At 41.8% G+C, this 26228-nt stretch carries 21 protein-coding genes; all 21 read right to left on the bottom strand.

Annotated elements, in window-relative coordinates:
* Positions 1–17 precede the first annotated feature (17 nt).
* The 21 genes from rimP to MHI58_RS08280 all read right to left on the bottom strand — a co-directional run bounded on the left by rimP (position 18) and on the right by MHI58_RS08280 (position 26224).
* Positions 18–491 (bottom strand): ribosome maturation factor RimP, encoded by a 474-nt coding sequence (rimP, locus tag MHI58_RS08380; protein WP_008344744.1) that lies wholly within the window; start codon positions 489–491, stop codon positions 18–20.
* Positions 492–732: 241 nt separating this feature from the next.
* Complete coding sequence (locus MHI58_RS08375; RefSeq protein WP_041507293.1) at positions 733–1863, bottom strand: cellulase family glycosylhydrolase; 1131 nt, start codon at positions 1861–1863, stop codon at positions 733–735.
* Between the two features lie 23 nt (positions 1864–1886).
* The gene (locus tag MHI58_RS08370; RefSeq protein WP_041507294.1) at positions 1887–3113 is read right to left on the bottom strand and encodes an endo-1,4-beta-xylanase; all 1227 of its coding nucleotides are present in this window, start codon (positions 3111–3113) and stop codon (positions 1887–1889) included.
* A gap of 79 nt (positions 3114–3192) precedes the next feature.
* A complete protein-coding gene (locus MHI58_RS08365; RefSeq protein WP_045034271.1) occupies positions 3193–5301 on the bottom strand; it encodes a glycoside hydrolase family 48 protein in 2109 nt (702 codons plus the stop codon).
* Between the two features lie 17 nt (positions 5302–5318).
* Positions 5319–7169 carry a glycoside hydrolase family 9 protein gene (locus MHI58_RS08360; protein ID WP_045034270.1) on the bottom strand — a complete coding sequence of 617 codons (1851 nt, stop codon included), beginning with the start codon at positions 7167–7169 and terminating at the stop codon, positions 5319–5321.
* A 421-nt stretch (positions 7170–7590) separates the two neighbouring features.
* Complete coding sequence (locus MHI58_RS08355) at positions 7591–11844, bottom strand: PolC-type DNA polymerase III (RefSeq protein WP_326378277.1); 4254 nt, start codon at positions 11842–11844, stop codon at positions 7591–7593.
* Positions 11845–11979: 135 nt separating this feature from the next.
* A complete protein-coding gene (locus MHI58_RS08350; RefSeq protein ID WP_024720366.1) occupies positions 11980–13677 on the bottom strand; it encodes a proline--tRNA ligase in 1698 nt (565 codons plus the stop codon).
* Between the two features lie 80 nt (positions 13678–13757).
* The gene (gene rseP / locus MHI58_RS08345; protein WP_007499546.1) at positions 13758–15023 is read right to left on the bottom strand and encodes an RIP metalloprotease RseP; all 1266 of its coding nucleotides are present in this window, start codon (positions 15021–15023) and stop codon (positions 13758–13760) included.
* Positions 15024–15029: 6 nt separating this feature from the next.
* A complete protein-coding gene (gene dxr, locus MHI58_RS08340; protein WP_017359078.1) occupies positions 15030–16181 on the bottom strand; it encodes a 1-deoxy-D-xylulose-5-phosphate reductoisomerase in 1152 nt (383 codons plus the stop codon).
* A gap of 39 nt (positions 16182–16220) precedes the next feature.
* A complete protein-coding gene (locus tag MHI58_RS08335) occupies positions 16221–17015 on the bottom strand; it encodes a phosphatidate cytidylyltransferase (protein ID WP_007499550.1) in 795 nt (264 codons plus the stop codon).
* Between the two features lie 12 nt (positions 17016–17027).
* Positions 17028–17810 (bottom strand): isoprenyl transferase, encoded by a 783-nt coding sequence (locus tag MHI58_RS08330; RefSeq protein WP_110487244.1) that lies wholly within the window; start codon positions 17808–17810, stop codon positions 17028–17030.
* A 129-nt stretch (positions 17811–17939) separates the two neighbouring features.
* The gene (frr, locus tag MHI58_RS08325) at positions 17940–18497 is read right to left on the bottom strand and encodes a ribosome recycling factor (protein ID WP_008344764.1); all 558 of its coding nucleotides are present in this window, start codon (positions 18495–18497) and stop codon (positions 17940–17942) included.
* Position 18498: 1 nt separating this feature from the next.
* The gene (gene pyrH, locus MHI58_RS08320) at positions 18499–19221 is read right to left on the bottom strand and encodes a UMP kinase (RefSeq protein ID WP_008344767.1); all 723 of its coding nucleotides are present in this window, start codon (positions 19219–19221) and stop codon (positions 18499–18501) included.
* Positions 19222–19355: 134 nt separating this feature from the next.
* On the bottom strand, positions 19356–20237 hold the full coding sequence (gene tsf / locus MHI58_RS08315; RefSeq protein ID WP_007499558.1) for a translation elongation factor Ts: 882 nt from the start codon (positions 20235–20237) through the stop codon (positions 19356–19358).
* A gap of 91 nt (positions 20238–20328) precedes the next feature.
* Positions 20329–21063, bottom strand: a complete 735-nt coding sequence (gene rpsB / locus MHI58_RS08310; RefSeq protein ID WP_007499561.1) for a 30S ribosomal protein S2 — start codon at positions 21061–21063, stop codon at positions 20329–20331.
* 155 nt (positions 21064–21218) lie between these two features.
* Positions 21219–21758 carry a hypothetical protein gene (locus tag MHI58_RS08305; RefSeq protein WP_045034267.1) on the bottom strand — a complete coding sequence of 180 codons (540 nt, stop codon included), beginning with the start codon at positions 21756–21758 and terminating at the stop codon, positions 21219–21221.
* 21 nt (positions 21759–21779) lie between these two features.
* Positions 21780–22547: a FliA/WhiG family RNA polymerase sigma factor gene (locus MHI58_RS08300; protein ID WP_007499565.1), complete on the bottom strand. Its 768-nt coding sequence runs from the start codon at positions 22545–22547 to the stop codon at positions 21780–21782.
* Positions 22548–22571: 24 nt separating this feature from the next.
* Positions 22572–23072 (bottom strand): chemotaxis protein CheD, encoded by a 501-nt coding sequence (locus tag MHI58_RS08295; RefSeq protein WP_007499566.1) that lies wholly within the window; start codon positions 23070–23072, stop codon positions 22572–22574.
* Positions 23072–23698 carry a chemotaxis protein CheC gene (locus tag MHI58_RS08290; RefSeq protein ID WP_007499567.1) on the bottom strand — a complete coding sequence of 209 codons (627 nt, stop codon included), beginning with the start codon at positions 23696–23698 and terminating at the stop codon, positions 23072–23074. Before MHI58_RS08290 ends, MHI58_RS08295 begins: the two co-directional genes overlap by 1 nt.
* Before the next feature lie 12 nt (positions 23699–23710).
* Positions 23711–24172 (bottom strand): chemotaxis protein CheW, encoded by a 462-nt coding sequence (locus MHI58_RS08285; protein WP_045034266.1) that lies wholly within the window; start codon positions 24170–24172, stop codon positions 23711–23713.
* Positions 24173–24196: 24 nt separating this feature from the next.
* Positions 24197–26224 carry a chemotaxis protein CheA gene (locus MHI58_RS08280; RefSeq protein WP_045034265.1) on the bottom strand — a complete coding sequence of 676 codons (2028 nt, stop codon included), beginning with the start codon at positions 26222–26224 and terminating at the stop codon, positions 24197–24199.
* Positions 26225–26228: the final 4 nt, after the last annotated feature.

The following is a 26228-nucleotide window of genomic DNA, read 5'->3' as shown; positions in this document are numbered from 1 at the left end:
TTATATCAATGAAAAGGTTAATTGAACGAAACTGCTAATCTTGCGTTAGCAATTTTTTCGTATGGAATATTGATCTCTTTCTTTCTTGTCTTGATCTTCACTGTCACTGTTGCAATCTCACCATCAAAGCTTGTAAGCTCACCTTCAAATGCCTTTTCACCATCAATTGGTTCGTATGTTTTCATAAAAACATTTTTTCCAAGTGCTTTTTCAAAATCAGCTTTTTTCTTTAATGGGCGCTCCGCTCCAGGAGAGGACACTTCAAGAAAGTAGTTTTGGCTAATTGGATCTGCCTCATCAAGCTTTTCGCTCAAGGCTTCGCTCACTTTGGCACACTCCTCGATATCGACGCCTTTGTCAGAGTCAATAAATACGCGAAGGAACCAGTTTTGACCCTCTTTGACAAATTCAACATCAACGAGTTCAAGCTGTAAGCCATCTAAAATTGGCTGCACCATGTCGCTTACGATATCCACTACTTTTTTGCTCATTCTCTTCCTCCTTGTGCTTTCGATAAACGCTCTTATCAATCATTCTGCATAAAAACCCTGCTTTATTGTGAGCAGGGGGAGCAGAAAACGGATGAATAATGTCGAGACAAAAATTGCCTGTTCAATACAAAAGAGCGGGTTTCCCCACTCTTGTCTCGGTAATCGTTAGCATTTCCATAAAAACTATACCATATCCAATTTTTTTATGCAAATGAAGTTCCTTATAAACAGGCATTCTTCATCAGTTCTTTTCATTCATTCTTTTGGCGTGTTCACGAATGATTCCTGCCTCCCGGCTCTCCTTTAAAACTCGAAAACCGTCATAATCCGGGTAGAGGGAATCATCGTCTTGAATGCTTGTTAAAATCCAAAATTGGCTACCTGCGCCTCCGAGCTGTTCAATTGTCTTCAGCCAGCTATCATATACATCAGGACGGGCTGCTTGATTTTGATAGCCAAACTCTTCTAATACAACAGGTTTGCCAATTGCGTTTCCTCGGGTGATATGATCTTTTATCCATTTCACTCCCCATGCAGGAGACTGATTCCAGTGATCCGGGTATAAATGATAGGTTCCATAATCAATATGAGGGAGAGCAGTCAAACGATCCCAATCAACACCTTCTCCCCCACTGTAAAACCAATCGTCATGACCTGTCATGCGAAAGAACCCTTCGTCTCCTACTGCAACAAGGTGATTCGAGTCAATTGATTTGATCCATGCACTCATTTCATCTGCCCAGTTTACTAGTATATCTCCCGAAGGGTCTGACTGAGCGCGCGGCTCATTGGCGAGCTCCCATGTCATAATAGCAGGATCATCTTTATATTGAACACCTGAGTACGTATTGGTTCTCTCTAATACATAGCGCACATAGTTTTTGTAAGCTGTTTTAATCCGAGGATCTGTATAAAAGTGATCATGTGATCCTGCCTGAAACCACTTCACATATTGATTCATCCCGCCAAAGTCATCCCAATTGTTCACGAGCGGGATGACCAGCTTGATTCCTTCCTGCCCTGCTTTATAAATCGCATAGTCTAGTTTTTGAAAACCGGATTCTTCATAAACACCTGGACGAGATTGTAAGACTGAGTTTTCTTGAGGGGTACCATCGTGAAATCCCCAAATACGAATAACCTTTAAATCCATTGCCTTCATATCGTCAAAAACAGCATCTACCATCTTTTTTGATTTGTAATGGAAATAATAATTATTTGTGCCAGCAAAGTAAAATGGGTGGTTGTTCAATACAAAATGTGTACCAGATGTTTGCACATAGGAGGAGGCCTTTACGGTCAGAGTGAACCAACCCGCCCATAAAGTGATCAGCAGCATAAAACAAGCCACCCGTTGAACCCATTTTTTCATTCCATTCTCCTCCTCACAATCTCTTATTCTACTGGTACGATGATATCTAGTTGAAGCGGTGTTTGTTTAGTTGAATCAAGTTCAATCGTCTGCTGCTGCAACATTTTACTTTCTTCACCAATTCGAACCTCATACGTCCCGTGAAACGCTGGACATGTCACTTGGCCATTCGCATCTGTTTTTTCCACTCTTTGTGTCGTCCATTCCTGCAGTAACTTTTCATAACGCCTGCCTGCTTCATTTAACGACCAATCATGGTTCACGATGGCTGCGTGCTCACCTCTCCAATGAGCACCTGCCCAAAATCCCCACATCAGCACACCTTTTACGGCTGGATGACTAAAGGCAACCCGATATAAAGCTTCTAAGTTATCCGCTCGTCTATTGGCATCCGGATGAACAGAGTCATACTCTGTCACCCATATCGGTAGACCAAGCTCAGCAAGCACATCTAGTCTTTGTTTTACAACGACTGGATCCACTCGATCTTCAAAGTGACCTTGAACTCCAATGGCCTCAACTGGTGCCCCCAACTGACGAAGTTCATTGATATGTGCTTTATATGCGTGATGTTCGCCGTATGAGATTACATTATAATCATTGACAAACAGCAAGGCTTGAGGATCAATTTTTTTCGTTTCTTCATACATCCATTTCCAAATCTGTTTCCCAAACCGGTCTTTAAAAAATGAACCATGCATCATTTCGTTGTTTACATCCCAATGACGGAATTTCCCTTTGAAATGATTGCCTGCATGCTCAAGCCGCCTTTTCATGGCTTCATATACTTCATGATTCGGTAATGATTTCAGCCAGTTTGGATTGGCATCCTCTACCTCCCAAAATAAGGCGTGCCCCCTCACTGGAATTTGGTGTCTATTGGCAAAATTCAGCATGGCATCTGCTTTTTCGTAGGTTATTTTCCCTCGTTCAGGCTCATTTGCATACCATTTTGCCTCATTTTCAAACACAGCCCAATTAAAATGTTGAACAAAAAAATCAGCATACGTTTGATTGAATAGTACTTGGTCATTCATTGCTGAACCAAATGCAAATTCATGTCTGATTTGTTTTATTTCCACCTCTATTCCGGCAACTGGCTTTTGTTCCTTATTGATGACGTTTATGACAAGCTCTCTTTGTCTATGTTGTAAGATTCGATTATTTGCTTCTTTTCTCCAGCTTTGATTTTCTTGTTCCTGTGATCCGCCATTCGATGAATGATTCATAAATTCTTTCTTATTAACCATGATGACATCACCTTTGCTTTCATTTCATTTATCTTATTAGGAAACCGCCGGCTAAAAAAGCCGGCAGCTACACTAGGTTCTATTCGTTTATGAGACGATGGTATTCTGCATAAGCCGTAGCCATATCAACTTGCGACCAGAAACGGTGATAGGTGAAACTTGGCGCTCCGTTTTCCCATTTGCCTGTTGCTTCATTAAAAGATGATTGATATTTACTCTCCAGGGCTGACCAAGCTGGGTCTTGCTTGATTTTCGGACGAAGATCTGCAAAGCTCGTATACACTCCGTTACCTCCTCGCTGCGGGTCAGAAGGAATGGTGCTGGAACCAGGGATCTGATTTCCTTGACCAAATGTTCCGTTCCAGCCATTTGGGAAGTACACTTCTTTTTTAAAGAAACGGTGGTAGTCTTCTCTGTCTTCCTCTGTCACAATCCCTACACCATCATTGTAATTCCAAGCAACCTCAAGGAGCTGAGCCGCTGTCTCTTTTGCTCTTATGCCAAGTGCTGTGTAGTTTCCTGTCTCTTTCTGTGTTGCAGCAGCAAAGAATGTAAGTGCTTTGATTAGACTGCCCAGTACACCAGTATCTTGAGTAGGATCTTTTGTAACTGCCGTTAAATTTGGATTACCTGTTGCAGATTGGAACCCGCTCCAAGTGTCAGGCTGACCGCTCCATTCTATATTCCCAGGAATCCAAAACTCTCCAGGTGCACTCGTCGTAGCAACAGCAACATTTGTCCCCCCTAGAATCCTTTGACCCTGACCATCTAAAAAATACCCATCTTGATCCGACACAGGACGAGTGCCAATAAAAATATAATCTAGTGAATAGTTGACCCATTTTGTGATGACAGATTTGGCCATTTGGAAATTTTCAGATGTTTTGTCGCCATCTTTTGCAAAGATATAATAAAGCTCTGCTACACGCTCAATCGGCCATGCTTGCATTCCAAACCAGTTATTGGACGGAGGATCATGGTAAACAGGCGCATCTTCATAAGCCATATCATAAAATGTGCTTCTTCCTGCTGGATAAGCGCTATAGTCTCCATTCCAGCTGTTGGTAGCACCTCCTGCAATCGCTCCCTCTTTTGATTGAAGCCAGACGTAAAATTCAAGCTGTCTCTTTAACGTCTTTTCCCAATCACTTGCAGCAGTCGGTGACGATGGCTTTAAGCCTCCCTTATCTGAGGATAAAGCGTAGGCAGCGACTGGGTTTTGATACCCTTGATGACAATGGCTCGCACCGATACGCCATGACCAATTCGCATATTCTCCAAGTCCCCCGCCCCAAGAGGTGTACCATGCCATTAAGTGATGACATGCACTTTTTCCATTTCCAGGATACGGATTACCTTGCTTGCCGCTTCCAATTGTTTGAAAATATTTATCGTACATTCCGTAACGAAGGAAATCACCCATCTTTTTCGCTTTATCAAGATAGACTGACCCATTATAGCCAAGTTCCTTTGCCCAATACATGGCCTGTATCGCACGTGCATCAGCGTCCGTCGCATTTGTGTAGCGCCACTGGGCGGCTGGCGCTTGATTTTCTTTTGTGAACAAGCTCATGAAACCTTCATTGGGCTTTCCGGCTGTTTTATCATCTTGTGATGGATGAGGGATGGCCTCCCATACGGATTCTTGCGGACCCCGCTGGAATGTGTTTACATATGCGGCTGTATGTGATGGGTTGAGCAAATTCCCATATTCATACCAGTTGTCTACATCAAGAAGCCAGTGCATTAAATACGTTTCATTCGTTCCGTAAGTTGACCTCAGTTCATGATCAATTGGATCTTGACCAGCAGGGCGAGCACCCGTCAACTGACTCGGATATTGATCTGGATATGGTTTTTCTGAAGCGTATGTGGCTGGGCTAGATGGATTGTAAGAGCTCATATGCGGCTGTTCGTCATGTCCATCTTCGTTTACTGGAATGATAAACTTCTCCATATTATCCCAAGCTGCTTCTAGTTTGCTCCAATCGCCTGTGTAGTGACCATACAATGCTTCAAGCCATAACCAATAGCTGTAAGCTTCTGAAGTTGTCATATGCCCGTAATCAGGTGCCTCACAAATGAGTGTCTCAACGGAATGATACGGAATGCCTTCTTTTGAAAAATATCCATTCGCATCGTTTTTCATTTGATGATAAAGTGTTAAAAACCGTTCTTTATTTGTCATGTCCTCACCCTTTATATTTATTTATTCGGAAGCGTACCAAATACTAAAACACCTTGATCAAAAACAGGAATTCTCGCTGTTTTTTGCATATTGGATGTTAATCCTTGAAAGGAATAATCATTTGAGGCATCCCATATATTCGCACCATTTGGCGCAGATAACCGGAACTGTATTTCCTTCTTATGAAGCGATTCGCCTCCTGGAAAAATAGCTACGCCAGTAAAATCGATTTCTGTAAAATAGATATGGGATGATGCGTCATACACCGTTAATGGAGATAAGGAAGCGCCTTCATTGTAAACAGCTGTCACTTGAATATCTTTATCAGTGAATCCCTTCGCAAATATCTCGCTTAGATTGACATAATATCTAAAAGAAAGTGATTGACTACTTCTTGCCGGCCAGCCTGATCGATTGTATAGAATGGCTTTGATCTGAGTAGATGTTGTATCGTTACTCATGACAGCTGCCTCTACAAAAAACTCATCTTCCACTTTTTCTTTAGGCGGAAAATTCGGCAGTTTTGACTGCCCCTGACCAAACAGCTGCACCATTTTGGCTACATTTCCAGTAAAGGCGGCATTATAGTCTGTTGCTACCTCGTTTGATACATAGTCAGAGATGTCATCGGTATACTGATCCTGTGCATTAGGCCCCCCAACAAGTGCTCCATAAAGCGTGTGCCGATGAGAAGAAGGAGTTGTCAACTGATTAGACCATGAGCCATGCGCAGTTCGATGGTGTGGATGCATCGGCGGATTTTTGCCAAACCCAACGACATAGCTTCTATTTTGCGGATTATCCCCTAACATATAGTGTGTTTGCCTGATCGCAAACGTTTGGTATCGATTCTTTTTTTCTTGATCAGAGACCCAATCTGCGTACACAAACGCTAAAAATGCAGCATTTGCTGTATAACGAAGTGAACCCCATTGATCTAACCACGCTAGTCCGCCAGGCGTATAAGTGATTCTTTCTACTTTTCCATTTTGAACAAAACCCGTCGACCAGTAATCGAGATTACGCTCCGTCGATTCGATAAACCTTTTCTCCTTTGTGATTCTCGCAAGTAAAATTTGCGAAGCAAAAAAGGTATTGTCCCACGACATCGTAAACGTATAATCCCAATCCTTCGGCCATTCTTCTACCGCTTTTAGTGCTTTGTTTAAATAGGTCTGGTCATTTGTCGCCAAGTACAGCCATATTCCACCCCAAATGAGCTCATCAATATAGCCGCTCCAAGAGTTATAAAATGGCTGCGCATTGGTGACACAATCTGTATACTCACCGCGATATTGGTCAGCAAATGCATAAAGCTGCTTTGCATGGGTGAGAAGCTTTGCTGCATAAGGCGCATCAGTTTCTTTAAAAATAATTGAACCTGCTGCTAAAGCGGCTGCGGTTTGGGCGGCTACTTCTGTTCCTGGACACTGTTCATCAATTTTAAATGCCGGCCGGTTCATCGGCATCACTTCTGCTGGACCCCACCAGCCATGATCTGCGTTCCCATCGCCTACTTGTGCCCAAAATTCATTTGGACCTGTATGGGCTTTCAAAAAATAATCGGTTGCCCACTTGATTTGATCTAACATATCATCAAGCAGCTCTGCCTCTTCGTAAGCTTCTCGGTACTCATAGACTGTCCATGCAAGCACGGCTGCCGAGTAAGCCATCGGAAGTCCGAACTTCACATGATCACCAGCATCGTACCAGCCGCCTGTTAAATCATGACCAACATCTTTCCCATCCTCTAGTCCAGAATCCCCTCGCCAGTTAAGACGATTGCTTTCCGGAAGCTTTCCGGAACGCTGGGCTTCGTAAAACAAAATGGATTTTTGAAGCACCTCTACATAGTTGTAATCTGACATGTACCTACTTCTCACCCCTTCTTTTTTCTTAAACGTGAAGCATTGAACAAGAAATGACCACCTCCTTGTTATTCCGTTCGTGTTTTGTACAGTGTTGAAAAGAATCAAGCGTGTTTCAAAAATGTGCATAGTAAACAGCCATCAGCTTGACGCTCACCGAGGGTTTTCTCCTTGATTCTTCATGTGACTGTACCCAAAATGATCATATGTCGTATGAGAACATTTCAGACGGCTAAATTCTCTTTTTTGCTCTATTTGGGTAGAAAGAATGACATACAATCTCTTCTCTCAAAACACGACGTTAAATCAAGATATATGAACCAACAAGAAAATAATTCCAGTTAAAATATTTAGTTAACATAATAATATTATTGTATATACAAAAAAGAACGCCCTTTAAGGGCGCTCTTCATTTTTCACATTAGAACAAAGAAAGCTGGTTTTGATCAGGAAGTGCTTCTAAGCAGCCTTGACGATCCAAATACTCAAGGATGGTCTTAGACACTTTTCCTCGTTTTTGTAAATCTTCTTTTGAAAGGAATTCACCATCTTGGCGTGCGCGTACAATATTTAACGCAACGTTTGTTCCGAGTCCAGGGATGGAGTTGAATGGCGGGATTAGCCCGTCTCCATCAATGATAAACTCAGTGGCACTTGACCGGTATAGGTCTACTTTTTTAAAGTGATAGCCTCTTTCACACATTTCAAGTGCAAGCTCTAGTACAGTTAATAGGTTCTTCTCTTTCGGTGATGCATCAAGACCTTTTGAGTTAATATCGTCCATGACCGCTCGAATCGCATTCGATCCTTTTGTCATCGTTTCGATATCAAAATCATCAGCACGAACGGTAAAATAAGCCGCATAGTACAGAAGTGCATGGTGCACCTTGAAATAAGCAATCCGAACGGCCATTAATACATAAGCAGCCGCGTGGGCTTTAGGGAACATGTATTTAATCTTTTTACAAGAATCAATGTACCAGTTCGGTACGTTATTATTCTTCATTTCTTCTTCCCATTCAGGAGGGAGTCCCTTCCCTTTACGAACAGATTCCATGATTTTAAAGGCAAGTGACGGCTCTAAACCTTGATAAATCAGATATACCATAATATCATCACGACAGCCAATCACTTCGCTTAGTTCACACGTTTTATTATGAATCAGCTCTTGGGCGTTGCCGAGCCATACATCTGTACCGTGAGATAGACCAGAGATCTGAACAAGCTCCGAGAAGGTGGTCGGTTTTGTATCCTCAAGCATCTGACGAACAAACCTTGTGCCAAACTCTGGGATCCCAAGTGTTCCCGTTTTACATCCAATTTGTTCTTCTGTGACACCGAGAGGTTCCGTTCCTTGGAAGATTTTCATGACCTCAGGATCATCTGTCGGAATCGTTTTTGGATCAATTCCGCTCAAGTCCTGAAGCATCCGAATGACCGTTGGATCATCGTGTCCAAGAATATCTAGTTTCAGCAAGTTATCATGGATTGAATGGAAATCAAAATGCGTCGTTTTCCAATCAGAACCTGTCGCATCTGCTGGATATTGTATTGGTGAGAAATCGTAAATGTCCATATAATCCGGCACTACGATAATACCGCCTGGATGTTGGCCTGTTGTCCGTTTGACGCCCGTACAGCCCTGTACGAGCCGGTCAATTTCAGCACCTCTCATATGAAGGTTATGATCTCCTGCGTAGCCTTTCACATAACCATATGCCGTTTTTTCTGCAACGGTACCGATTGTACCTGCACGGTATACATACTCTTCACCAAACAGCTCTTTTGTATAGTTATGGGCAATCGGCTGATATTCTCCTGAGAAGTTCAAGTCGATATCAGGCACTTTATCTCCTTTAAAACCTAAGAACGTTTCAAACGGAATATCGTGTCCGTCTTTTTTATACGGCGTCCCGCATTCAGGACAGTCTTTATCAGGAAGGTCAAATCCTGAGCCAACCGATCCGTCATTAAAGAACTCAGAGTGCTTGCAACTTGGACATACATAGTGCGGCGCAAGCGGGTTTACTTCTGTAATCTCTGTTAATGTCGCAACGAGAGATGAACCAACTGATCCCCTTGAACCAACTAGATATCCATCATCAAGTGATTTCTTAACAAGCTTATGAGAAATTAAATAAATAACAGCGAAACCGTGACCAATAATACTCTTTAATTCTTTCTCAATCCGGTCTTCTACAATTTTCGGTAAATCGTCACCGTAGATGCTGCGAGCCATGTTATAGCTCATTTCCCGAATTTCTTCATCTGCACCTTCGATTTTTGGTGTATAAAGATCGTCTTTGATTGGTTTAATACTTTCGACCATCTCAGATACTTTTTGCGTATTCGTCACGACAATCTCTTTCGCCTTCTCGTCTCCAAGGAAAGAGAATGCTTCTAGCATTTCATCAGTTGTTCTAAAATGAACTTTTGGCAGTTCATGACGATTAAGTGGATTCGCCCCGCCTTGTGATGAAATTAAGATTTTGCGATAAATTTTGTCTTCTGGATGCAGGTAGTGCACATTTCCAGTCGCCACGACTGGTTTATTCAGTTTTTCACCAAGTTTCACAATGTTTGTGATGATCTCTTTTAATGCACGTTCATCCCGAACAAGCTCCAGCTGGAGTAAATGCTGATACACTTCTGGCGGATGAACTTCTAAATAGTCGTAAAATGCGGCAATGTCTTCTACCTCATCAGGTGACTTCTGCATCATCCCTTCAAACACTTCACCCTTATCACAAGCAGACCCAACAATTAAACCTTCTCGATATTTCTCAAGCTGTGAGCGAGGGATACGCGGCACGCGGTAGAAATAATGAATATGAGAAAGTGAAACAAGCTTAAATAAATTCTTTAGACCCGTCTCATTTTGTGCAATCACGGTTGCATGGTAAGGACGTGAGCGCTGATACGCATTGGACTGTCCCATGTTTTCATTCAATTGATCGTGGTAAGCAATCTCTTTTTCAGCCGCATCTTTTAGCATCTTCAGCATGAGGTAACCAGTTGCTTCTGCATCATAAATCGCCCGGTGATGCTGCGTGAGTTCAATATCGAACTTTTTACACAGCGTGTTCAGCCGGTGATTTTTAAATTCAGGATAAAGGAATCGGCCGAGTTCTAGTGTATCAATGACAGGGTTTGACGCTTTATCTGTTTTTAACAGTCGCTTATATGCTGCATTTAAAAAGCCCATATCAAAGCTCGCATTGTGAGCAACAAGGATATCTTGTCCAATCCACTCTTTGAAATCCCGAACAACATCGACCACATCTGGTGCATCTCTCACCATGTCGTCCGTGATACCGGTTAGTTCAATGGTTGTTGCTGATAACGGATGATGAGGGTTTGCAAATGCCTCAAAGCGGTCAATGATTTCTCCGCCTTTGATTTTCACGGCTGCAAGCTCAATGATCGTATCATACACAGCAGAGAGTCCCGTTGTCTCAACATCAAATACGACAAACGTCGCATCTTCTAACAAGCGGTGCTCTGGATTATACGCAATCGGTACCCCGTCATCGACTAAATTGATTTCCACCCCGTACATCATTTTGATGCCATGCTTTTTACTTGCTGCATACGCATCTGGAAAGGATTGGACAACGGCGTGATCTGTCAGGGCAATGGCCTCATGCCCCCATTTTTTTGCTTGTTCAACAAGTCTACCGATGCCAGTGATAGCATCCATCTGGCTCATTGGCGAATGCAAATGAAGCTCAACACGCTTTTCTCCCTCTGGTGCAGTATCTTCTTTCAGCTGAGGTTTCATTTCATTGACGTCATTTGCGATCATGACAAGATCTCTCACAAACGTATCGTTTTGAATGCTTCCTCTTGCTTTGACCCACATCCCTTTTTTCAAGGATTTCATGAGCTGGGCATCTTCTTTTTCTCTCGCAAACATTTTGATCAAAATACTATTCGTATAATCGGTAATTTTAAAGATACAAAGGGTTCTGCCGCTTTTTAGTTCGCGCGTTTCTGCATCAAACACGTATCCTTGGACGGTGATTCGTCTTTCTTCGTCCATAATACTATCAAGCGTACGTATTTCTTCATTGTCTTTGATTTGATAGCCAATCATCAGTGGGCCAGAAGGAGTTTCCTCTTGATCCTCACTTTCCTTCTTCTCCATCTCAACAAGGGCTTGCATGGCTCTTTCTTGATCTTCAGCAAGTTTTTGTTCTCTGAACTTCTGAATCTCTTGATCTGATACAAAAATTTCTGTATCAAATTGAAGTTCTGGAAAACCAACTTGTTTAAATGCAGCCTGAAGCATTGGGCTATATTTCTTCTTGATGGCCAAAGCCTCAGTTTCGCTTTTTGTTTTGATGATGATCTTATGTCCAGACAGCGCTGGTTTTTGCTGTTGAAGCAAGCTGATGATTGGGGGAGAAATTCCTTGAAGCTCTTCCACACAATGTGACCAATACGATTGAACGAGCTCTTCAGATATGTGCGGATCATTGACTTCAATCGTACAAGTGACTTGTGCGATATGAGAAAATGCATTTGTCAGCCTGCTTAAAAACATTGCATATACTTTGTAAGGCAAAAGTGCCTTAAATTTAAAAAGGAAATGCCACGTTTTTGCCGCCTTATGCACCGTCAATTTGACGATCTCGCCTTCTTCAAAGTAACGGCTGAGGTCATCATCTGTCATTTGAATCTGATTGAGTAATATATGAAATTGCCGCCGGGTAATCGGTAATTGTTCATCCAAGACAGGACCCTCCTTTTGCAAATCAGAAAGGTACCTCTTTTTTGCAGGAGGTACCTTCATTTTTTTGTTCGTTTCTTATGCTTGGCGTATAAATGAAATCAGTTCATCAACAGATACTTCGTGTGATTCACCTGATTTTCTGAATTTCACTTCGACAATACCTTCTTCTGAACGTTTCCCGCAGCTAATGCGAATTGGCAGTCCAATTAAGTCACTGTCGGCAAATTTGACGCCTGCACGCTCTTGGCGGTCATCGAAAAGGACTTCATAGCCCTCTTCCTGTAAACGCTCATACAGCGTTTCAGCCAGTTCCTTTTGTGCATCGTTTTTCATATTTAAAGCAAGTAGATGAAGATCATATGGCGCAACTGTTTCTGGCCAAATAATCCCCTTGTCATCATGATGTTGTTCAACAATCGCAGAAAGGGTTCTAGAAATTCCGATGCCATAGCAGCCCATGATCATTGGCTGCGCACGTCCATTTTCATCGAGGTATGTTGCATCCATTGCCTCTGAATAACGTGTGCCTAGCTTAAAGACTTGTCCTACTTCAATTCCTTTTGCGAACTGGATTGTGCCTTCACCATCTGGAGAAACGTCTCCTTCTTGAATCAAGCGAAGATCTGTGTATTCCTTCACTGACAGATCACGAGCAGGATTAACATTGACATAGTGATAATCCGATTCATTTGCACCTGCAACTGCATTTGTCATTCCTTTTACAGCATGGTCTGCATAAATCGTTACTTCCGCTTCAAGTTTCACTGGTCCAACAAATCCTGGTTCTGTTCCGATCACGTCTAGTACTTCCTCACGTGAAGCAAGCTCTACAAGCTGTGCTCCAACTAAGTTTTTCACTTTCACATCATTTACTTCATGATCGCCTCTTGTCAGGACAAGTACATACGCATCGTCCGCTTTAAACAAGACAGATTTGATACATGTAGAAGGAGCCACTTCTAAGAATGACGCAACATCTTGTATCGTCTTCACCTGCGGCGTGTGTACTTTCTCAAGTTCTTTGAAGTCCGCAGGGTTTGCTTCTTCTCCGTGATACACAGCCTCAGCCATTTCAATGTTCGCAGCGTAGGAAGATGTGTCAGAGTATGCGATTGTATCTTCTCCTACTTCTGACAGTGCCATAAACTCATGTGTATCTTTTCCTCCCATTGCCCCAGAATCGGCAATGACGGGTCTAAAGTTAAGACCTACTTTTGAAAAGACATTCGAGTAAGCTGTAAACATTTTGTTGTATGTGTCATCAAGGCTCTCTGGTGAAGAGTGGAATGAATAGGCGTCCTTCATAATAAATTCACGTCCGCGCAATAACCCGAAGCGAGGTCTTTGTTCATCACGGAATTTAGATTGGATTTGATACAGTGTCAAAGGAAGCTTTTTATACGATTTGACTTCACTGCGTACGAGTGATGTGATCACTTCTTCGTGTGTTGGGCCAAGTGCAAACTCGCGGCCGTGGCGATCTTTCATACGCATGAGTTCTGGACCGTATGTATACCATCTTCCTGACTCTTGCCACATTTCTGCTTGCTGCAGCACTGGCATTAACAGCTCAGCTGCTCCCGCCTTTTCCATTTCCTTGCGAACAATGGCTTGAATGTGCTGAATCACTTTATGTGCTAACGGCAGGTAATGATAAATACCGCTCGTGTTTTGTCTAATAAATCCAGCTCTTACTAATAGCTGATGACTTTTTGCCTCAGCATCTGCCGGCACCTCTCGAAGAGTTGGAATGAAAGTCAAGGATTGTCTCATGTCGTTACACCTCATTTAAGAAATAGGACTTCTCACAAAAACTCTTGTTTCCCAGAATGAGAAACAAGAGACATTGGTTTTTATAAAAATAATCGCTGGATGTCATTCCATGTCACTACTAGCATTAATAGCATGAGGAACGCAACACCAATGAAGACAACAAGTGCCTCTTTCTCACGATTAATTGGTTTGCCGCGAATGGCTTCAACGAATAGGAAAAGTAATCTTCCTCCGTCTAATGCAGGAATCGGTAATAAATTCACGATCCCTAAGTTGATACTAAGAAACGCAGCAAACTGCATTAATGTTAACACACCTTGTTTCGCTACTTCTCCTGTCATATCATATATTCCAACAGGACCTGCAAGCATATCTAATGAAAATTGTCCTGTGACAATCTTTTGCAAGTTCGTTAAGATGAGACCTGCTGTTGATATCACTGTCGTTCCTGAGGATGAGATGACTTTGAGAAAGCCATTTTCTGTTGGCGGGTAAGAGCCAAAACGGCCAATGGTTTTTCCTTCGGCCTTCACAGCTTCCGGTACAACTTGAATGGTGCTTTCTTTGCCATCTCGGTCAATGACGACATTCATTTTTTTATCTGGGTTCTTTTGAACCGTTTGAACAACGTCTGTCCAAGAATTCATTTTATCCCCGTTAATTGAAACGATATGATCTCCCTGCATAAGCCCGGCTTGCGCTGCCCGGCCGTCTTTTGTCAGCTTACCAAGTACAGGATCATCCACGGTTACACCTTGAATAAATCCTAAAGCCACTAGAATCACATATGCCAGGATAAAGTTCATAATCGGTCCAGCTGCAATGGCTTTAATACGCTGCCATACTGTTTTTGAACCAAACTGACGGTTGTATGGCGCAATTTGAATTTCTTCACCATCTGCAATATAGAAGCTTGTTTGGCTTACATTGTAGCCAGTCAGAATGTCTTCATTTCCAGCCTCATATCCTGAAATTCTCATCGCATGATCTAAATCAATTTGTTCAACTTCAATGACAAGTGCATCAGGATATTTTTCTTTATCATTTAAAATGATTTTTTCTACTTCATTTTGCTCATTGAATAAGAGCCCCACTGTATGACCCGGTTTAATTTCAATGACTTCAGGGTCTTCTCCAGCCATTTTAACAAATCCGCCGATTGGCAGAAGTCTGATGGTATAGACGGTTTCTTTTCGTTTAAAGGAGAAAATCTTCGGTCCAAAACCAATTGCGAACTCGCGGCATAAAATGCCTGCGCGCTGCGCCATAATTAAATGGCCAAGCTCGTGGAAAAAAACGAGCGTTCCAAAAATAATAATAAACGCAATCACTGTATTCACGAACATACCACCTTATGCGAGGATTGATTGAACAAAGTCTCGTGTATCTTTGTCCACTTCATGGATATCTTGCAAACTAGGCGTTGAAATCACATGATGTCTGTTCAGTGCCTTTTCAATCAATTCTTCAATTTGCAGGAACGTTACTTTGCCTTTTAAAAATGCATCAACAGCTATTTCATTGGCTGCATTAAGCACAGTAGGCATTGTCCCTCCTATTTTACCTGATTCATAAGCAAAATGTAAGCAGCGATACCTGTCAAAATCCGCTTTTTGGAAATTTAATTGTCCAATCTCCCAAAGGTTTAATGATTTCGCTTCTTTTAATGGCGCTCTATCAGGATAAGTGAGCGCGTATTGAATCGGAACCCTCATGTCAGGTGTACCTAACTGAGCCATGACACTTTTGTCATGGAATTCCACCATGGAATGGATGATGCTCTCTTTATGTAACAGCACATCAATTTGATCGTATGGGATATCAAACAGCCAATGCGCCTCAATCACCTCAAGCCCCTTATTCATCATGGTCGCTGAATCGATCGTGATTTTTGCGCCCATGGACCAGTTCGGATGATTTAGCGCTTCTTCTACCGTTACACCTTCAAGCTCCGTGCGTTTTTTATCTCGGAAACTGCCGCCTGAAGCTGTGACGATTAAGCGTTCAATGTTTTTAGCTTGTTCACCTTGCAGGGATTGAAAAATAGCGGAGTGTTCACTATCGACAGGAAGTAAAGGCACGTCATACTTTTTGGCGTACTCTTTTACTATATGACCAGCTGTCACAAGTGTTTCCTTATTTGCAAGTGCGATCGTCTTTTTTTGTTCAATGGCTTTTAATGTCGGTACAAGTCCGACACTTCCTACCAGTGCATTGACCACAACATCCACTGCATCATAGGTCGCTGCTTCGATGTTTGCTTCATCACCCGCAGCCATTTTGACATCGTATTGAAATGAATGACCTTTTAACGTGCGATAGGTCGCTTCGTCTACACATCCAACAAATTCAGGCTGAAATTGTTCAATGATAGGGATGGCCTTGTCTATATTTCTGCCAAACGTCATCGCTTTCAACTTGAATTTGTCTGGATGCTGCCTGATCACATCTAATGTTTGTTCTCCAATTGATCCTGTTGCGCCTAATAGCGAAATATATTTCAAATTGCCACTCCTTCTCTCGTTCAATTAGTTTCTATGAGGTTAGCTAGCAAACGTGGCCAGCAATAAATATAAAAACGGCAGAACGAATAAAAAGCTGTCAAACCTGTCCAAAATTCCGCCATGACCTGGGAGGATTGTCCCTGAATCCTTCACATGGTAATGACGCTTTAAAGCAGATTCCACAAGGTCGCCAAGCTGTCCAAAAATACTGAGCAAAAGAGTAATAAACATAACAAGCAGATATGATGGCAAAAATCCTGTAACCGCCTGGAACACAAGTGACAGCACGACCGCTGTGACGATTCCGCCGATAAATCCTTCTACTGTTTTGTTTGGGCTGATCTCTGGCCAAAGCTTTCGTTTCCCCATAGATTTCCCAATAAAATAGGCACCTGAGTCAGTGGACCAAATAATCACCGCTGCGAAGAAGATCGCACTCATGCCATACAAGCCTCTAATTTGAATAAAATAATAGAAACTAACGCCAATATATAATGTGGCTAATATAACAAAAGCAACCTCATCGAATGTGAAAGAGTTTTTGCTCAGAACTGTATAAGTTAAAAGGATTAAGACTGCAAATAAAGCAATCTGCATTTTTGATGCGTCTACGTTCGGGAAGAAGCTATTTTCTCCGCCCATTAAAAGCCAAAGCAATATTAAGCTGACAATGCCAGGAAAGCTGAAAATCGAAATCTTTTTCATTCTAAGAAGCTCAAAGAGAGCGACACTTCCCATTAAATAAATCAGCAGGGTAAATGGCATTTGTCCATAAATCACTGCAAGTAAAAACACTGCAGCTGCCAGAACACCCGTCAAAATTCTTTGTTTCATCTGCACCACCCTCTAAATTCCACCGAACCTCCGGCCGCGGCGCTGGTACTCTCCGATAGCGTCTATGAGATGCTCATCAGAAAAGTCAGGCCAAAGCACATCCGTAAAGACAAACTCACTGTACGCAATTTGCCAAAGCATAAAGTTGCTTAATCTAATTTCTCCACTCGTGCGAATAAGCAAATCCGGATCTTGAAGAGATTCTGTCATTAAATAAGCTGAAAACATCTCTTCTGTGATGTCTTCTGCTCGAAGCTTGCCTTCTTTGACTTTTTCAGAAATTTGTCTGCATGCAGAAATAATTTCTGTCCGTCCTCCATAATTGAGCGCAAAATTTAAAATGAGTCCGTCATTATTCGCCGTACTCTTTACTGCGTTCTCTACCGCTTTTTTCGTATGCTGCGGGAGGCCGTCTGGATCACCTGTTAAACGTACACGGACATTTTCCTCGATGAGTTCAGGCAGATAGATGTTTAGAAACTCTTCAGGAAGCTTCATTAAAAAGTCTACTTCTAGTTTTGGACGTTTCCAATTTTCTGTAGAGAAAGCATACAAAGTCAGCACTTTGACATTCAGCTCATTTGCAAGCTTGGTCATGCGCTTGACAACTTTCATTCCTTCATGATGTCCTGCTACCCGTGGAAGTGCACGTTTCTTTGCCCATCTTCCATTCCCATCCATGATAATGGCGATATGTTCAGGAATTTCTCCATTTAATATGTCTTCTTTTGTCAGGCTTTCTAAGTTGGAAGCTGCTGTTTGCTGATTCTTCCAATTTTTGAGTATATTGAGCATGAGATTCCTCCATCACCCAAAAAGGTTGCGTTCCCGCTAATAATATAGTCCTCAACAGTATTAACAAAAAAACCCCCTGTAAACATGAAGAGGGTCTTTTCACTATTATCTATTGTACATAGTTTTTTCTTAAACTTCCATGATTTCTTTTTCTTTATCTTTTGTCACTTCATCAATTTTAGCGACATATTCATCTGTCAATTTTTGAACATCCTCTGTAGATGATCTTAATTCATCTTCAGTGATCTCCCCATTTTTCTCTAGCTTTTTCAATTCATCGTTTGCATCACGACGAACGTTACGAACAGCTACTTTTGCTTCTTCTGAGTATTTTCTCACAACTTTTACAAGTTCTTTACGTCTTTCTTCTGTTAGTGCTGGGATCGCAATACGGATCACGTTTCCGTCACTTGTTGGTGTGATACCAAGATCAGACTTTTGGATCGCCTTTTCGATATCACCGATCGCTGTTTTATCGTAAGGTGTGATAATCAGCATACGTGCTTCTGGCACTGTAATTGACGCAATTTGGTTTAGTGGTGTTTGCGCACCATAGTAATCCACTGTTACTTTGTCTAAAAGGGAAGCATTAGCTCTGCCCGCACGGACAGTTGCTAGTTCACGTCCGTATGCTTGAACGGCTTTTTCCATTTTTTCTTTTGTTTGGTTCAACACTTCTTTTGACACGTTATTTCCCCCTCACGATCGTTCCGATTGATTCGCCATTGACGGCACGTTTAATATTTCCTTCTTCCATAATAGAGAAGACGATTAATGGAATGTCATTGTCCATACATAATGAGGACGCAGTAGAATCCATTACAGCAAGCCCTTCTTTTAGTACATCAAGATATGAAAGCTTATCATATTTTACTGCATCCGCATCTGTACGAGGATCAGCACTGTAGACACCGTCTACATTGTTTTTCGCCATTAAAATGACATCTGCTTCAATTTCAGCTGCACGAAGTGCTGCTGTTGTATCAGTAGAGAAATAAGGGTTACCAGTACCTGCAGCAAAAATCACGACACGTTTCTTCTCAAGGTGACGGATCGCTTTTCTTCTTATGTATGGCTCTGCAACCTGTCTCATTTCGATAGAGGTTTGTACTCTAGACTGAATGCCAAGCGTTTCTAGGCTGTCTTGTAATGCCAATGAATTCATCACTGTTGCAAGCATTCCCATATAGTCTGCTGTTGCCCGGTCCATTCCTAAGTCACTGCCTGTCTTACCACGCCAAAGGTTTCCTCCGCCTACAACGACTGCAACTTCAACATCAAGTTCTGCAATTTCTTTTACTTGCTTTGCAATTGATTGAATGACAGTTGGGTTAATTCCATTTCCAGCATCACCAGCTAGTGCTTCTCCACTTAGCTTCAGTACAATGCGATTATATTTCGGTTTGCTCATGATAACCTCCAAGTGTAAACTATACCGTCTCTTATTATGCGTAAGAAACCGTCTTTTGTAAATCAATATCCTCTAAAAAATAGGGAACACAGTGCTTGTGCTCCCTAAAAAAGCCCCAGAGAGCTTTTCAAACATTATTTTTTCACTTGGCTCATGACTTCTTCAGCAAAGTTGTCTTGACGTTTTTCGATACCTTCGCCCACTTCATAGCGAACATAAGTTTGAACAGTTGCGTTTTTCGCACCTACAACTTGTTTCACTTTTTCATCTGGGTTTTTAACGAATGCTTGGTCAAGTAAGCAAATTTCTTCGAAGAATTTGTTTAGACGGCCTTCTACCATTTTAGCAACGATATTTTCAGGCTTTCCTTCTTGAAGCGCTTGTTGTGTTAATACTTCACGCTCACGGTTTGCTTCTTCTTCAGACACTTGGTCACGAGAAATGTATTTAGGGTTTACAGCAGCAACGTGCATTGCGATGTCTCTCGCAAGCTCTTCATCAGTTGTTCCGTTAAGAACCGCTAATACACCGATGCGTCCGCCCATGTGTAAGTAAGAACCGAATGCAGCGTTATCTTCTTTTGTGATGACTGAGAAACGGCGCAGTGTAATTTTTTCTCCGATTTTCGCAATTGCAGAAGTAATATGTTCTTCAACTGTTGAACCATTTTCCATTTTAGAAGCATGTGCTTCTTCAATTGTTGCAGGTTTCGCAGCAAGTAAATGATCAGCAAGTTCGTTAAGAAGATTTTGGAATCCTTCGTTTTTCGCAACGAAATCAGTCTCAGAGTTCACTTCTAGGATAACACCAGTGTTGCCGTCAGTTTTAATAAGAGTTAATCCTTCTGCCGCAATACGGTCTGCTTTTTTCGCAGCTTTTGCGATCCCTTTTTCTCTTAGAAGATCGATTGCTTTGTCGATGTCACCATCAGTTTCTGTTAACGCTTTTTTACAGTCCATCATACCTGCACCAGTTTTTTGACGCAGTTCTTTTACTAATTGAGCAGTAATTGCCATTTTACATTTCCTCCTTCTATGTTAAAACACGGATTACTAGGTGAAAAAAAGGTGATAAAAGGCAGTTCCCTCTTATCACCTTTTGAATAGGTTACGCAGTTGTTGTTTCAGTTTCTGTCGTTTCTTCTACAACAGCTTCTTCTTCGCCTTGTTTAGACTCAAGAATCGCATCTGCCATTTTAGCAGTTAGAAGTTTTACAGCACGGATTGCATCATCGTTTGCAGGGATCACAACATCAATTTCGTCTGGATCACAGTTTGTGTCAACGATACCGATAATTGGGATATTCAATTTACGAGCTTCTGCAACTGCAATACGCTCTTTACGAGGGTCGATAATGAAAAGTGCATCTGGAAGACCCTTCATGTCTTTGATTCCGCCTAGGAATTTTTCAAGACGTTCTAATTCTTTTTTCAGTTGAACGACTTCTTTCTTAGGAAGAACTTCGAACGTACCGTTTTCTTGCATTTTTTCGATATCTTTTAAACGTTTGATACGTTTTTGGATTGTTTCAAAGTTTGTTAACGTTCCACCAAGCCAGCGTTGGTTTACATAGAACATACCAGAACGGATTGCTTCTTCTTTCACTGAATCTTGTGCTTGCTTTTTCGTACCAACGAAAAGGATTTTTCCTCCGTCAGCAGCAAGGTTTTTCGTGAAGTTGTAAGCTTCCTCTACTTTTTTCACCGTTTTTTGAAGATCGATGATGTAGATACCGTTACGCTCTGTAAAGATGTAACGCTTCATTTTTGGGTTCCAACGGCGTGTTTGGTGACCGAAGTGAACACCAGCTTCTAGCAATTGTTTCATAGAAATAACTGACATGTTGTTGCCTCCTAATATAATGGTTTTTTTTCCTCCGCTTAAGTCATGTTCACATAAAACTGCGCCACGGCAGCACCTTCATACGAATCATTAAGCGTGTGTATTTAACACCAAGAAATAATATAACACATGATGGACTGACAATCAAGAATCCTTTACAGCTTTCCGCTAAATTTTAATAAAAGCTCGATTTCTGTCTTGCCCGTTTTTAATTCTTTCGCTATTTCTTCTAATGATAGCCCTTGATCATATAAGGCCTTTACTTGATCCTCGAATGTTTCTTCTCTTTCACTTTCAGAAGGCGCAGAAGCTTCTGTTTCGAGACTTGAAACGGGTTCGTTTACCTTCTCTTCCTGCACCTCAACTTCGCTAAGGAGAGCCGACAGGTGCTCTGGAACTGGATCTTCACTTTCTACCGATTGCTGGGATTCAATTGGTGGTTGTGGCTGCTTTGGTGTCTGAAGATCCGATTTCAGCTCTTCAGCAGAAAAATCAGGGGAAGTGGCTGCAGCTTTTGATAGTTTTTCATTCTCTTCTTTGACTTCCATCAAAAATGCAGCCAGGGTATTTTCCGTTTCTTCTAAAAGCTCTCGCTGCTTTTGTTCTGTTGCCTTCAGCGAATTCATTCTCGTGTATAAAATGATCACAAAATAAATAAGTGCAGCATGAAGCATAAAGCTAATCAGCCATAGCATATTTTTTCACTCACTAACTCTTTAAGATTGAATGGCTTTATCAAGCAGATGCTTAAGCTTGAACAATGCCTTTGAATGAATTTGCGAAATGCGGGAGGTCGATAAATTAAGCACTTGACCAATTTCCGTTAACGTCAATTCCTCTTTATAGAAAAGACTAATCACAAGCTTTTCTTTTTCCGAAAGCTCTGTCATTTTTTCAGCAAGCTGTTCAATTAATTCATCTTTCAGCATTTTCTCTTCAGGTGTCACAGTCTTTTCGTCGCGAATCATGACTTGAACGTTTTCTCCGTCTTCTTGATCATGCAGCTTCTCATCAATCGAGAGCAAATTCGCAAAGAACCCTTCATTCATCGTTGTGACCACATCTTGTTCACTCATGCCGAGTTCTTCAGCAACCTCTGTTGGTGTCACATTTCGTAAATATCGCTGTTCAAGCTTTTCAATTGCCGCTTCTACTTTTTTTGTTTTTTCTCTTGATGTACGAGGCAGCCAGTCCTCTTTACGAAGACCGTCGATGATGGCCCCGCGAATTCTGAAGGATGCATATGTATCAAACTTCAGATCTCTTCCGGGGTCAAATTTTTCAAGGGCATCATATAAACCGAGCATCCCTAGACTGATCAAGTCTTCTTTGTGCACTGACTTCGGGAGACCGATGGAAATTCTTCCAACATGATATGTGACGAGCGGCATATAGCGGCGCATAAGATCATCTCCAGCAGCTGGGTCCTTCCACTCTTTCCATCTAGCCCATAGCGCCTGATCTTCGTAATTTAAGGATTGCATCTTTCTCCCCCTATACTTCCTTAGTTATATCTTCATAATGCCTTGTTTCACAGTGCGGATCTCAAGTTCTGTTGTAAGCGGATCGAATTCAATCGTGCGTCCATTGTTTCCGCCCGTGTCCTCACTAATGATCGGGATATGATGAAGAGACAGATGTTCTTTCACAGCTGATACATTTCTAGGTCCAATTCTCATCAGATCATTGGTTGACTTAAATTTAAACATTTCTGCGCCGCCAGCAAGCTTCGCTTTTAGCGCATGTTTGCGCGCTCCTTCTTTTAAGAGCAGATCAATTGTATGCTTGACACCTGTATCTGCATACTTAGCCAAGTTCTCTACCGCTCCTTTTGAAAGAGAGGAGTCTGGAAGCATGACATGGACAAGTCCTGCCAGTTTTTTTTCTTGGTCAAAAAGGACAAGTCCTACGCAAGAACCGAGACCGGATGTCCGTATACGGTCCGGTGTTTTCACAAGCTGAACATCCGCTATACCAACCTTTACAACTGCCGGAATCTGCACGTTCATTATAGGTTACCTAATGCTTTGAACAGTTTTTCAAACGATTCAAAGTCTGGTAATAGAAACATATTTCCTTTCAGCTCTTGCTGATTTTGATCATCAAAAATCGATGTATCAATCACAATCGCCTGATCGCCGAGAGGGCTAAACTGCATTAATCCTTCACTAATGACAGCCCCGAACATGTCGAGCGTGACATCTGGAACACTTGGATGAAGCTGCAGTTTTGTTAAATCGGCAAGTGCTGATAAATAAGAGCCTGCTAAAATATTTCCTAGCTCATGAAGCGCTGATGTTCCTAGCATGTGTTCATGAATCGTATCAATATCAAATGCTGGGTCCTGAACAAGCTCTCTTACAAATTGTTCAGCTTGTTCAAACGGCATAATGAAAAAGATTGAACCGGTAAGGTCACCCTCCATTCGCAAAAAGATACTGGCAACTGGAAGGTCTGCTCCACCAAAGAAATCCATTAAATCTTCAAACGAGAGAACTTTGACAAAAGGAACAGCCATATCAATTTTGCGATTCAATAGGCTGGCAAGAGCAGACGCTGCATGGCCTGCTCCGATATTCCCAACCTCACTTAATATATCTAGCTGTTCATCTTTAATTTCATTGAAAATGCTCATCTCACATCCCCCTTAATGAACAGGTGCATCTTGCACGCTCTTGTCGAGGACCGCACCAGCATGAATGATATTGAATAGACGCTGATCATGCTTAATAATTCCTGTCACCCATGACAGTCCTTCTTTTTCAGCTGAATCAGTAGAAGTTTCTACCTCTTCCTGATGAACAGTAATGACATCATTTGCTTCATCAACAATCCAGCCGACTTCAATGTCACCAACTTGTACAATAATCATTCTTGTTTCGTCTGTAATCTCGTTGTCAGTTGATCCAAGTCTCACTCTAAGGTCAATGACAGGTGTCACGACACCACGTAGATTAATGACACCGCATATATAAGGGGCAACGCCAGGAACTCTTGTCGGCTGCTGCCATTTTTCAATGGACTTTACTTCTGATACTGAAATGGCGTATTCTTTTTTGTTTACGATAAACACAATCATCTTTTCGCCAGTTTTGATATCTGTACTCATTTCAGACCGCTCCTCTATTGTTTTTTACTTAATCAGTGCATTACAGTCAACGATGAGTGCAACCTGACCGTCACCTAAGATTGTTGCGCCTGATATCGCAAATACGTTTGGTAGGTAATCTCCAAGTGATTTCAATACAACCTCTTGCTGACCGATAAACGAATCGACCACAAATGCTGTTAGCTTGTCTCCTTTACGGACAACAATAATGTGCAGTTCTTCTTCTAAATCATTCGCATTTGGTACGTTGAACTGTTTCTTCAAGTACACAACCGGTACGATAAATCCACGGAAATCAATGACTTCACGATCATGCGTTTGAAGGATGTCACTCTTCTTAATGACAGCTGTTTCTATAATAGAAGAAATCGGAATAGCAAATGTTTCTTCCTCTAGTTTCACAAGAAGTACGGAAATGATCGATAATGTGAGTGGAAGCTGAATTGAGAACAGTGAGCCTTGACCTTCTGTTGAGTTAATACTCACAGAACCACCTAATGATTCCAGCTTGTTTTTCACAACGTCAAGACCTACACCCCGGCCCGAGATATCAGAAATCGTATCCGCTGTAGAGAACCCTGCTGCAAAGATCAATGAATCAATTTGGTGATCTTCAAGCGTTTCCGCTTCTCTTTCTGTAATAACTCCGCGCTCTAATGCTTTTTCAAGGACCTTTTTACGGTTAATCCCGCCGCCATCATCTTCTACTTCAATGAAGACATGGTTTCCGCTATGATATGCTTTTAAAAGAACAGTTCCTTTTTCTGGTTTGCCTTTTTTCACACGTTCTTCTGGTGATTCAATCCCGTGATCGAGACTGTTTCTAAGTAAGTGTAAGAGCGGATCGCCAATTTCATCGATCACTGTTCGATCAAGCTCTGTCTCAGCACCTTCAATGATCAGTTCAATTTTCTTATTGAGCTCTTTCGTCAATTGACGAATCATACGTGGGAATCTGTTAAACACCGTTTCTACAGGCACCATTCTCATGTTCAAGATGATCGATTGCAGGTCTCCAGAAATACGGGACATTCTTTCCACTGTATCCGTGAGTTCGTTGTTTTCAAGTTCTTTGGCAATCTGTTCTAAACGTCCTCTATCAATGACAAGCTCTTCAAACAGGTTCATAAGCGAATCTAGACGATCGATGTTGACACGGATCGTTTTCGTTCCGCCGGCAGCTGCACCGTTATTGCCATTTGCTTTTGGTGTATCGTTTGCTGGCGCTTTAGCAGCAGGAGCTGCGACTTCTTCATTTTTCTGCTCAGGTTTCTCTGCTTTTGTTTCAGCCGGAGCCGCTTCTTCAAAGGCAGAGACTTCAGAAATCTCCACTTGTTCAACCTCTGAGATCGCTATCACGATTTTTTTCACTTCTTCCATCGGCTGTTTCGATAAGTAAGAAATGCTGAATTCAGATTCAAAATCTTCTGATTCTAAAAGTTCTGCATTCGGAACCGTTTTGACAACTTCTCCTGCTTCGTTCAGTCTTTCAAAAATCATATAGACACGAACGGCTTTTAATAAGCATGCGTCACTTAATGTCACGTTCAGCTCATAACATTTAAAGCCTTGTTCTCTCGCTTCATCAAGAACTGTTCGTTCAAATTCGTTATAGTCTAGGTCGCTTGCAGCTGATGATGCTTCAGCAGTCTCAACGGCAGATGCTGTTTCTGCATGGCTTCCTGTCACATCTAGTTTTTTACTAATCTCCGTGACATCACGTGTTCCATCCCCACCCTCTGCAATCGATTGAACCATTGCTTCAAGGTGATCGAGTGCTTCAAACATCGTATCCATTGATTCAGGAGTGACAATCATTTGTTCGTTTCTGATGGCATCAAACATGTTTTCTAAATGATGTGTTAATTGAGCCATATCATCAAAGCCCATCGTTGCACTCATGCCTTTCAGTGTATGAGCGGCTCTGAATATATCATTCACTAGCTGCAAGTCTGTTGGGTTCTTTTCTAATTCAAGAAGTTTTTCATTACAAGTTTGTAAGTGTTCTCTGCTTTCATCTAAAAAGATATCTAAGTATTGGTTTACATCCAACGTG

This window comes from Bacillus sp. FSL K6-2869 (genome assembly GCF_040869405.1).
GTDB classification, from domain to species: domain Bacteria; phylum Bacillota; class Bacilli; order Bacillales; family Bacillaceae; genus Bacillus; species Bacillus altitudinis.
This window is presented reverse-complemented; position numbering and strand designations above follow the sequence as displayed.